General features: G+C 71.6%; 10 protein-coding genes. 2 read left to right on the top strand and 8 right to left on the bottom strand.

Annotated features, from left to right (window positions below; translation table 11 throughout):
* Positions 1-33 precede the first annotated feature (33 nt).
* Positions 34-624 carry a TIGR03086 family metal-binding protein gene (locus AB0C20_RS10760; RefSeq protein WP_357567784.1) on the bottom strand — a complete coding sequence of 197 codons (591 nt, stop codon included), beginning with the start codon at positions 622-624 and terminating at the stop codon, positions 34-36.
* Positions 625-655: 31 nt separating this feature from the next.
* On the opposite strand from AB0C20_RS10760, the gene AB0C20_RS10755 reads away from it, so the two are divergent.
* On the top strand, positions 656-1,483 hold the full coding sequence (locus AB0C20_RS10755; RefSeq protein WP_357179388.1) for an AraC family transcriptional regulator: 828 nt from the start codon (positions 656-658) through the stop codon (positions 1,481-1,483).
* Positions 1,484-1,505: 22 nt separating this feature from the next.
* Here the strand turns inward: AB0C20_RS10755 and AB0C20_RS10750 are convergent, their stop codons facing one another.
* From AB0C20_RS10750 to AB0C20_RS10725, 6 genes are read right to left on the bottom strand one after another with little or no spacing between them, the layout of a single operon-like run.
* Positions 1,506-3,035, bottom strand: a complete 1,530-nt coding sequence (locus AB0C20_RS10750) for a SpoIIE family protein phosphatase (RefSeq protein ID WP_357567783.1) — start codon at positions 3,033-3,035, stop codon at positions 1,506-1,508.
* Positions 3,036-3,048: 13 nt separating this feature from the next.
* A complete protein-coding gene (locus tag AB0C20_RS10745; RefSeq protein ID WP_357567786.1) occupies positions 3,049-4,374 on the bottom strand; it encodes a sensor histidine kinase in 1,326 nt (441 codons plus the stop codon).
* Between the two features lie 32 nt (positions 4,375-4,406).
* A complete protein-coding gene (locus AB0C20_RS10740; protein ID WP_357179536.1) occupies positions 4,407-5,420 on the bottom strand; it encodes a SpoIIE family protein phosphatase in 1,014 nt (337 codons plus the stop codon).
* The gene (locus AB0C20_RS10735; RefSeq protein WP_357179382.1) at positions 5,417-5,836 is read right to left on the bottom strand and encodes an anti-sigma regulatory factor; all 420 of its coding nucleotides are present in this window, start codon (positions 5,834-5,836) and stop codon (positions 5,417-5,419) included. Before AB0C20_RS10735 ends, AB0C20_RS10740 begins: the two co-directional genes overlap by 4 nt.
* Positions 5,833-6,243 carry an STAS domain-containing protein gene (locus AB0C20_RS10730; RefSeq protein WP_357567782.1) on the bottom strand — a complete coding sequence of 137 codons (411 nt, stop codon included), beginning with the start codon at positions 6,241-6,243 and terminating at the stop codon, positions 5,833-5,835. The genes AB0C20_RS10735 and AB0C20_RS10730 overlap by 4 nt, the downstream gene beginning before the upstream one ends.
* Positions 6,243-7,103, bottom strand: a complete 861-nt coding sequence (locus AB0C20_RS10725) for an STAS domain-containing protein (RefSeq protein WP_357179379.1) — start codon at positions 7,101-7,103, stop codon at positions 6,243-6,245. The genes AB0C20_RS10730 and AB0C20_RS10725 overlap by 1 nt, the downstream gene beginning before the upstream one ends.
* A gap of 163 nt (positions 7,104-7,266) precedes the next feature.
* On the opposite strand from AB0C20_RS10725, the gene AB0C20_RS10720 reads away from it, so the two are divergent.
* Positions 7,267-7,623, top strand: coding sequence for an STAS domain-containing protein (locus AB0C20_RS10720; RefSeq protein ID WP_091395791.1), 357 nt, complete (start codon positions 7,267-7,269; stop codon positions 7,621-7,623).
* A gap of 13 nt (positions 7,624-7,636) precedes the next feature.
* Here the strand turns inward: AB0C20_RS10720 and AB0C20_RS10715 are convergent, their stop codons facing one another.
* Positions 7,637-8,926 (bottom strand): MFS transporter, encoded by a 1,290-nt coding sequence (locus tag AB0C20_RS10715; RefSeq protein ID WP_357179375.1) that lies wholly within the window; start codon positions 8,924-8,926, stop codon positions 7,637-7,639.
* Between the last annotated feature and the right edge of the window lie 42 nt (positions 8,927-8,968).

Here is an 8,968-nt window from a genome sequence, read left to right as displayed (position 1 = left end):
GGTGGGGGTGGGGGTGGGGGTGGGGGTGGGGGGTTAGGGGGTTTGGGGCCAGGTGGGGGTTCGGCCGGTTTGGGTCAGGAGGTGGGTGAGGTCGGGGGCCAGGTCGGGGGCCAGGTCGGGGATGGGGGTGGGTAGGGGGTCGGCGAAGACGCCCATCTTGCGGGCGGTGGGACCCAACTGCTCCACCAGCTCGTGCAGCCGCGCCACCACCTCCGGGACCGGGTGGTACGGCTGGCCGGTGGCAACAGCGAGATCCCAGCCGTGCACTGTCAGGTCCAGCAGGGCCATGCCGCCGATGACGGGCTGCGGCATGCCCATGCCCGGTGACACGCCCTCCAGGGTGGACGGGTCCGACCAGGCGGTCACCAACCGGCCGGTCTCCACCTCGAATCGGTCCCGCCAGCCGTCGCCCAGGTGGTCGGGCTTCTCGGCCCACTCCACCTGTCGCTTCTCGGCCAGGTCCTGAAAGTTGACCACCACCTGGAAGAGGTGATTGAGCAGATCACGGACCAGGTAGTCGCTGCACGGGGTGGGCAGGTCCAGCTGGTCGTCGGAGATACCCCGTACGACATCGACGGTTCGCGGCGCGGCGGCCGCCAGCAGCTCGCTAGTCTGAGTGGACATAGGGCCAGCGTATGAGGGTGGTCTTGAACAAATGCGACAGCGACCGCGTGGTGACAGCCGGGGAATTCTCGACCCTGGGCGCCTGCTGCGCGAGATGCGCTTCCGCCGACACCTGCCGGCGGAGTCGCTGCGTCAGTGGGTCGAGCACTACTGGTTGATCGACTGGGCGTTGAGCGCGCCGTTCGAGCAGCGGGTCGTGCCGCACCCGGCGGTGAACGTGGTGTTCCGACGGGACGACGACGGGCCCGAGTCCGGCGAGGTGGCCGGGGTGGGCCGCGACCTGTTCCGGATCACGCTCAGCGGCATCGGCAGGGTGTCCGGGGTGCAGTTCCGCCCCGGCGGCTTCCACCCGTTCTGGGGGCGTGCGGTCAGTGAGCTGACCGGCCGTAGGGTGCCGCTGCCCGCCGGCCGGCTGACCCGCCCGGACGTCCCGGTGGGCGCGGGCACGTATTCGGGAGCACCCACCTCGGCGGCCAGCGACGACGAGCGCTGCCGGGCGCTGGACACCCTCCTCGTTGCCTGGCAGCCGGAGCCGGACCCGATGGCCGAGGAGGCCGTCCGACTGGCCGAGGCGATCCGTGCCGACCGGACGGTGCTGCGCGTCGACGACTTCGCCGCGCGGCACGACGTTCCGGTCCGCCGGTTGCAGCGGCTCTTCGTGGAGTACGTGGGGGTCGGGCCGAAGTGGGTGATCCGCCGCTACCGGCTCCAGGAGGCTGTCGAACAGGCTGCCGGCGGCCCGCTGAGCTGGGCCGATCTCGCCGCCGACCTCGGCTACAGCGACCAGGCTCACCTGGTCCGTGACTTCACCGCCGTGGCCGGGGTGTCCCCCGCCGCGTACGCCCGCTCGGTGAACTGAGGAAGCTGACAGAGCTGACAGATCAGCGACGCCGCAGGACGACCACTGCGACGTCGTCCTGGATCTCCGGTGGGGCCAGTTCCACAAGCAGTCGGGCGCAGAACTGGTCCAGGTCGCCGTCGACGGTCGCGGCGACCCCGGCCAGCGCGGCCAGCCCCTCGTCGATGGTGGCGTCCCGTCGCTCGATCAGCCCGTCGGTGTAGAAGACCAGCGTGGCCCCGGCCGGCACCACGAACTCCAGGTCGTCCGGACGGGGGGCGCGGACGCCGAGCAGCGGCGCGGAGTGCTGCACGAACTCGACCTTGCCGTCCAGGATCAGCAGCGGTGGAAGGTGCCCGGCACTGGCCAGCCGGACCCGCCCGGTCGGCGGGTGCATCAGCAGTACGCAGAGCGTCGCCACCTCGTTCGGCAGCAGGGTCCGCATCAGCTCGTTGACCCGGTGCAGGATCTCGCCGGGCTGGTGGCCCTCGACCGCGTACGCCCGCACCGCGTGCCGCAGCTCGGCCATCACTGTCGCCGCGTGCAGTGAGTGGCCGGCGACGTCCCCGATCGCGAGCAGGAGGTGCCCATCGAGCATCACCAGCTCGTAGAAGTCGCCGCCCACCTCGGTCTGCGCGCTCGCCGGCTCGTAGCGCACAGCGAGGTCGAGGCCGGCCACTGTGGGCAGCCCCCGCGGGAGCAGGCTGCGTTGGAGGGTGACAGCGATCCGGTGCTCCTCGTCGAACGAGCGCTGCCCCTCCACGGCCGCCGCCACCGCCTGAGCCAGCTGCTTGAGCACCGGGGTCCGCGCGGTCTGGGTGGCGGTCGGGACCACCACGTACAGCGGGGCCCGGTCCTCGCGCAGTCGGGCGGCGGCGACGGTCACCGTGTCGTCCACCGGCCAGTCGACGAGCGCCCAGTTCGCCGGGGTTTCCACTCGCACCGTGGCACCGGTGGGCACCCCGGTGTCGTCGACGACCCAGGGCACGACGGCGGCCACCGCGCCGGGACCGGCGCAGACACCCGCGAGGCAGTCACCGTCGAAGGTTTCGGCGATCACCGCGGCCGGGCTCTTGAAGATCTGGGCGGCGCCCTCGGCGGCGGCCTCCAGCAGGCGCGCGAAGGTCGGTGCCGCGTGCACAGCGACTGTCGTGTCGGCCAACCCGAGCAGCCGCTCGGCGAGCAGTTCGGCGCGCTGCCGGGCCTGGTAGTAGCGCAGCACCGCCCGGGTGGTGGCGATCAGTTCCTCGGGCTCGATCGGCTCGGTCAGGTACGCGTCTGCACCCCGGGTCAGCCCCTGGGCGCGGTCGGCCACGTCCACTGCGTGCGCCGACACGTGGATCACCGGCATCGCCGGGTGCCGCGCCTTGATCTGTTCGCAGACCTCGTAGCCGCTCAGGTCGGGCAGCCGGACGTCGAGGACCACCAGGTCGATCCGGTCCACCTCGACCCGGGCCAACGCCTCGGCGCCGTTCTCGGCCTCGAGCACTGTGAACCCGGCCCGGGTCAGCCAGCTGACCAGCAGGTAACGCTTGGTACGACTGTCGTCGACCACCAGGATGGTTGTCGGCATGCCGTCCACGCCGTCACGCCCCGCCGACGGGTAGGGAGACGGTGAATGTGCTGCCTTCGCCGGCCGCGCTGGTCAGCTCCAGTGACCCGCCGAGCAGCGTCACCAACCGCCGGGCGTACGGCAGACCGAGGCCGGTGCCGCCGACCCGGGTGGCACCGGGGATCTGGTAGAACTCCTCGAAGATCCGGTCGTGCAGCTCGGGAGCGATGCCCGGCCCGGTGTCGCGGACCTCGAACTGCCAACGGTCGCCGTGTTGGCTGGCCCGCAGGCGCACCTCGCCGCGCTCGGTGAACTTCAACCCGTTGTGCAGCAGGTTGCGCAGCACCTGGCCGAGCAGCACCTCGTCGGTGCGCAGCAGGGCCGGCGCAGCCGGCTCCTCCACTACCAACTCCACCTCGGGGCGGGTGGCCAGCGCGCGCAGGGTGCCGCGCAGTTGACCGAAGACCGGCCGCAGGTCGACAGCGGCCAGCTCCGGCTCGATCCGGCCGGACTCCGCCTTGGCCAGGTCGAGGAGTTCGTTTACCAGGTTGAGCAGGTCCGCCGCCGACGAGCGGATCAGATCGATCTGGCGGCCCTGCTCGTCGGTGAGCGGGTCGGAGGCGGAGTCGGTGAGCAGCCGCCCCAGGCCGATGATCGCGGTGACCGGGGCGCGCAGCTCGTGGCTGACGTTGGCCAGGAACCGGCTCTTCGACTCACTGGCCGCACGGAGTTGGGCCGACTTCTCGTCCAGCTCGGCGTAGAGGGCGACGACGCCCCTGTTGGTCTCCTCCAACTCCTCGGTGAGCTGGTTGTAGAGCGCCAGCACGCCGCGGTTGGTCTCGGCCAGCTCCTCGTTCAGCACGGCCAGCTCGTCGCGCTGACTGCGTACCTCGTCGAGTGCGGCGATGAGCTGCCCGTTCTGCACTGTCAACTCGTCCAGCGCACTGGCCGGCGCGGTGCGGCCGAGTTCGGTACGGAACTCGGCCAGCCGCTCCGGGGTCGGCGTCGGCGCGTTGGCCGGGACTCGTCGGGACATCCGTACGACCGTAACCCCCTCGACGGTCGACACGCTCAGTGTGTCGACCAGTCGGGACACCGCGCCGGACTGCGGTTGGTAGCGATCGTCGGGCAGCGGGGACACCGGGGCCAGGTCGGCGCGCAGGTGGAAGCGGCCGTCGGCACCCGCGTCGACGTGGAAGGAGACATCGGCACCGCCGACTGTCCGCAGCAGATCCCGGGCGACCTCGCTGAGCGCGGTGGCGATCCTCACCTGGTCCTGGTGTTCGAGGCCGACCACAGCGGCCACCTCGCGCCCCCGCTGACGGATCACGAAGATGTCCTGCTCGACCCGCAGCGCCATCTGGAGCAGCGGCAGCGCTGCCGGCTCCCCGCTCACGCCCACGACCTCGCGACCAGTACGCAGGCGTCGTCACGTCGTACACCGGCGTCGCGGAGCAGGGTCGCCGCCATGACCAGCGGAGATCGCTCCGCCAGGCCCGGGTAGTCGGTCATCCGCCACCGGTCGACCACCCCGTCGCTGTGCATCACCAGCCGGGCGCCGGGACCGAACGGGTAGTCGTACTCCCGGATCGTCGGCCGTTGGTGGCCGGCGATGCCGGGCAGTGACACCAGCCCTCGACGGCGGCCGTCACCCTCGACGACCACGCCGGAGATGTTGCCCAGGCCGGCGTAGTGCAGCACGCCGGCCTCCGGTATCAGCTCGCCGACGGCGAGCGCGGCGCCCCGGGTGTGCGACATGCTCCGGTGCAGGTGACCGACCACCGTCGCCGGTGGGCCGGCCGGGGCGTCGCGGAACGCGGCCAAGGCGGCGTCGGTGGCGGCCCCGGCCAGCGGGCCGTGCCCCAACCCGTCGCTGACCAGCACCTGGTGCCGCCCGTCGACGACCCGCACGGCGTAGCCGTCGCCGCTGATCGTCTCGCCGGTCAGCGGTCGGGTGAGAGCGCCGGCCCAGGACGGCCGAGCCGGCTCGGCCGGCCAGACCTGCACGGCGAGGACGGTGCCCCGGCCCGGCAGCGAGTATCCGTCGAACCAGCTGGCCTGCCGGACGATGGCGCCCAGACCGATGCCGAGCGTGCCGGTGGTGGAGTGCCCGTCCTGGGACGAGACGGTCAGGTCGGCCATGCCGGGCCCGGAGTCGATGGCGATCAGCTCCACCCCGGCCTGCCCGGCTCGGCGTACCGGCCGGAGCAGCAGGACACCGTCGTCGGCGTGCTTGACCAGGTTGCTGGTCAGCTCGGCGGCGACGATGGCCAGGTCGGCGATGCGCGCCTCGCCCATCTCCACCTGCGCGCCGAGGCGTTCGGCGGCACGCCGCACGGCACTCGCGGCGCTGCTGGCCTCCACCCGGAACCAGATGCCACTGTCGGTGACCGCGTCGGCGTTCACCTGGACCACTTGGTGACCGTGATCCGCGTGCCGGTTTCCGCTGACGTCTCGATCTGGAACTCGTCGACCAGGCGTCGCGACCCGCTGAGCCCGAGGCCGAGGCCACCGCCGCTGGTGTAGCCGTCGGTCATCGCCAGGTTCAGGTCGGCGATGCCGGGCCCGGAGTCGGCGAACACGATCTGCACGCCCTTGCGTCGGCCGTTGTCCACTACCGTCACCTCGACCGAACCGCCGCCGCCGTACACCAGGGTGTTGCGGGCCAACTCGCTCGCAGCGGTGACCACCTTGGTCTGGTCGACGAGGGACAGCTTGCTGGCCACCGCCACGGCGCGGACCAGCTGCCGGACGCGCACCACGTCCTCGTCGCTGCGGACCGACTGCGCCTGTGGCTGGCCCAGGTCGATGCCCGCGGTCACGGCGTGGCCGTCTCGGCGTCCGAATCGTCGTCGAGCTGGTGGTCGAGCTCGTCGGCGTGGGCCGCCGCGATCAGCTCCATGCCGCGCTCCACGTTCAGCGCGGTACGGATGCCGTTCAGCGACAGCCCGAGTTCGACAAGGGTGATGGCGACGGCCGGACGCATGCCGACCACCACCGTCTCCGCGTCCAGCACCTTGGAGATCGACGCGATGGTGGAGAGCATCCGCCCGACGAAGGAGTCGACGATGTCCAGCGCGGTGATGTCGATGATGACGCCGTGGCAGCCGGTGTCAACGATCCGCTCGGCCAGGTCCTCCTGGAGCTGGACCGCCGTCTGGTCGGACATGTCGAGCTGAATGGAGACGAGCAGAATGTCGCCGATCTTGAGGATCGGTACGCGTTCCATCAGACGGCCCGACGCGGCTGGCGGCGGGCGGTCTCCACCCCGGTGAGTCGCAGCACGTGGCGCAGCGCGTCGGCGAGGCTCGCCTTGGTGGCGATGTCGCCGAACTCGATGCCGAGCGCCACGATGGTCTGTGCGATCTGCGGACGGATGCCGGAGATGATGCAGTCGGCGCCCATCAGCCGGGCGGCCACCACGGTCTTCAGGATGTGCTGGGCGACCTGGGTGTCCACCGCCGGTACGCCGGTGATGTCGATGATCGCGTACGGCGAGCCGGTGTCGACGAGGGTCTGGAGCAGCCGCTCCATGACGACCTGGGCCCGGGCCGAGTCGAGGGTGCCGACCAGCGGCACGGCGACGACGCCCTCCCAGAGCTTGACCACCGGCGTGGAGAGCTCGAGCAACTGCTCGGCCTGATCGGCGATCAGGCTCTCCCGGGTCCGGACGAAGCTCTCGAAGGTGAACAGGCCCATCTCGTCGACCAGCTTCGAGAAGGCGACGTAGTCCTCGAGCGCGTTCGGGCCACCGGCCTCCTGCACCAACTCGGCCAGCACGTCCTTCAGCGCGAAGACGCTGACCGTGGTCTCGGTGGCGGAGAAGCCCTGCCGGGCCCGCCCACGGGACAGCTCGGAGAGCGCGGCACGCAGCTCGGCGGCGCCGTCGGCGGCCAGGTCGATGGTGCCCTGCTGGCCCGTGGCGACGATGGCGCGGTGCAGGTCCTGGACCTGTCGGCGCAGCTCCGCCTGGCTCAGCCGGCCTCGCAACGAACTGGTGACGATCTCGGTCCACCGAGTCGTGACCCGTTCGTCCTGCCCGCTCAGCAGCGCGGCGAGCCGACCACTTTCTTCGGTGCTCAACGCCATTTCGAACCCCCTTGACCTGGACCGGGCGGACTCTATCACCGGGGCCTGACCAACTACTTGCCCCGTAGCAACGGAATGACGATGGCCACCGGATCACGGCTCCCGTTCTACCTCCGACCATGGTCGTGGGATACCGTTCCCCCGATAACAGGAGGTCTGGCGAATGTCGTTGACGGTGCACACGGAACAACGCGGCGACGTGGTCGTCGTGGCGGTCGCGGGCGAGCTTGACATGGCCACTGCACCGCAGCTGCAGGACCAGATCACCGACCTGCTCGACAAGGGCCGCAACCGGCTGGTGTTCGACCTGGCGGACGTCTCGTTCTGCGACTCGACCGGTCTGTCGGTCTTCGTCCGCGCCAAGAACAGTTGCGACGAGGCTGGCGGCGTGGTCCGGTTGGCCGCCCCGCAGCGCGGCGTGCTGCGCATCCTCGAGGTGAGCGGGCTGGTCGAGGTGCTGCACACCTACCCGACGGTGGATGAGGCAGTCGCCGGCGAATCGACGCCGGCTTCCTCCTGACCGTCGGCGTGCGTCACTCGTCCTCGACGTAACGGGGACGAGCGATCGCCATGCCCGCCGTCGTCTGCACGGCCAGGGCGCCCAGCAGGAACCCGATCGGCGCGGTCCAGCCGCCGGTGGCCTCGTAGAGGATGCCGACCATCAGTGGGCCGAGGGCGGCGATCACGTACCCGGTGCTCTGCGCGAACGCGGAGAGCGCGACAGTGCCCTCGGCGGTGCGGGCGCGGAGACCGATGGCGGTCAGGATCATCGGGAACGCGCCCTGACCGATCGCCAGCAGGGCGACCCAGAGCAACGCGGCACCGTGCGGTGCGAGCGCCAACCCCAGGTAGGCCAGTGCCGACGCGGTGGTCAGCCCGAGCACCAGCGGTCGCAGGCTGCCGAGCCGACCGGCCAGGGTGGGCATCAGCAGCGCGATCGGCACGCCGAGCGCGGTCACCCCGGCGAGCAGTAGCCCGGCCGACTCCGGCTGGTAACCGGCGTCGCGGAACAGCTGGGCCAACCAGCCCATGATCGCGTACCCGCTGAGCGACTGCGCCCCGAAGTAGACGGCCATCGCCCAGCCGAGCCGGGTCCGCGCCGGCCGGACCCGCGTCGGCGTGGCGACGACCGCCGTCGGGGTCGCCCGCCGCGCCGCGGCGCGGGTCCGCAGCGCCAGCGGCACCCACGGGAGTACGGCCACCGCGGCCATCGCGGCCCAGACGCCGAGCCCGGCCCGCCACGACCCGAAGGCGTGCGCGATCGGCACCGCGGAGGCGGCGGCCACAGTCGTGCCCACTGTCAACGCCATCGTGTACGCCCCGGTGACCAGGCCGGTGCGGTGCGGGAAGTGCTGCTTGACGAGCATCGGCAGCAGGATGTTGGCGACCGCGATGCCGGACAGCGCCAGCGCGCTGGTGAGCACGAAGATCAAGGCCGAGTCGGTGACGACCCGGAGTACCTGGCCGACGGCGAGGGCGAACATGGCGACCACCAGCACCCGGGCCGGTGCCACCCGGCGGACCAGCCACGGGGTGAGCGCGCCGAGGCCGGCGAACGCGATGGTCGGCAGGGTGGTGACCAGGCCGGCGGTGACGCCGGAGAGGCCCAGTCCGTCGCGGACCTCGTCGAGCAGCGCCCCGAGGCTCGTCACCACGGCGCGCAGGTTGAGCGCGACCAGCAGCATCCCGACCAGCACCAGCGCGCCACCGGTCGCCGGGTGCGTCCGCCTGCCGGTGCCGGGGTCCCGCGTCGGGCGAGGGCCGGGGACGGCGACGGGGGCGGGGGCGGGCAGCGCCGGAGCGGCGGTTGGTGGCGGGGTCATGGCCTCTAACCTACAATCATGGGATGAATCTGGGACCGGTGA

The organism is Micromonospora sp. NPDC048843, assembly GCF_040649965.1.
In the GTDB taxonomy this organism is placed as follows: domain Bacteria; phylum Actinomycetota; class Actinomycetes; order Mycobacteriales; family Micromonosporaceae; genus Micromonospora; species Micromonospora hortensis.
This window is presented reverse-complemented; position numbering and strand designations above follow the sequence as displayed.

Excerpts from the sequence above, each read along its gene's own strand:
- AB0C20_RS10760 (WP_357567784.1), bottom strand. The coding sequence starts at position 624 with ATGTCCACTCAGACTAGCGAGCTGCTGGCGGCCGCCGCGCCGCGAACC.
- AB0C20_RS10755 (WP_357179388.1), top strand. The coding sequence starts at position 656 with ATGCGACAGCGACCGCGTGGTGACAGCCGGGGAATTCTCGACCCTGGG.
- AB0C20_RS10750 (WP_357567783.1), bottom strand. The coding sequence starts at position 3,035 with ATGCCGACAACCATCCTGGTGGTCGACGACAGTCGTACCAAGCGTTAC.
- AB0C20_RS10745 (WP_357567786.1), bottom strand. The coding sequence starts at position 4,374 with ATGGCGCTGCGGGTCGAGCAGGACATCTTCGTGATCCGTCAGCGGGGG.
- AB0C20_RS10730 (WP_357567782.1), bottom strand. The coding sequence starts at position 6,243 with ATGGAACGCGTACCGATCCTCAAGATCGGCGACATTCTGCTCGTCTCC.
- AB0C20_RS10725 (WP_357179379.1), bottom strand. The coding sequence starts at position 7,103 with ATGGCGTTGAGCACCGAAGAAAGTGGTCGGCTCGCCGCGCTGCTGAGC.
- AB0C20_RS10720 (WP_091395791.1), top strand. The coding sequence starts at position 7,267 with ATGTCGTTGACGGTGCACACGGAACAACGCGGCGACGTGGTCGTCGTG.
- AB0C20_RS10715 (WP_357179375.1), bottom strand. The coding sequence starts at position 8,926 with ATGACCCCGCCACCAACCGCCGCTCCGGCGCTGCCCGCCCCCGCCCCC.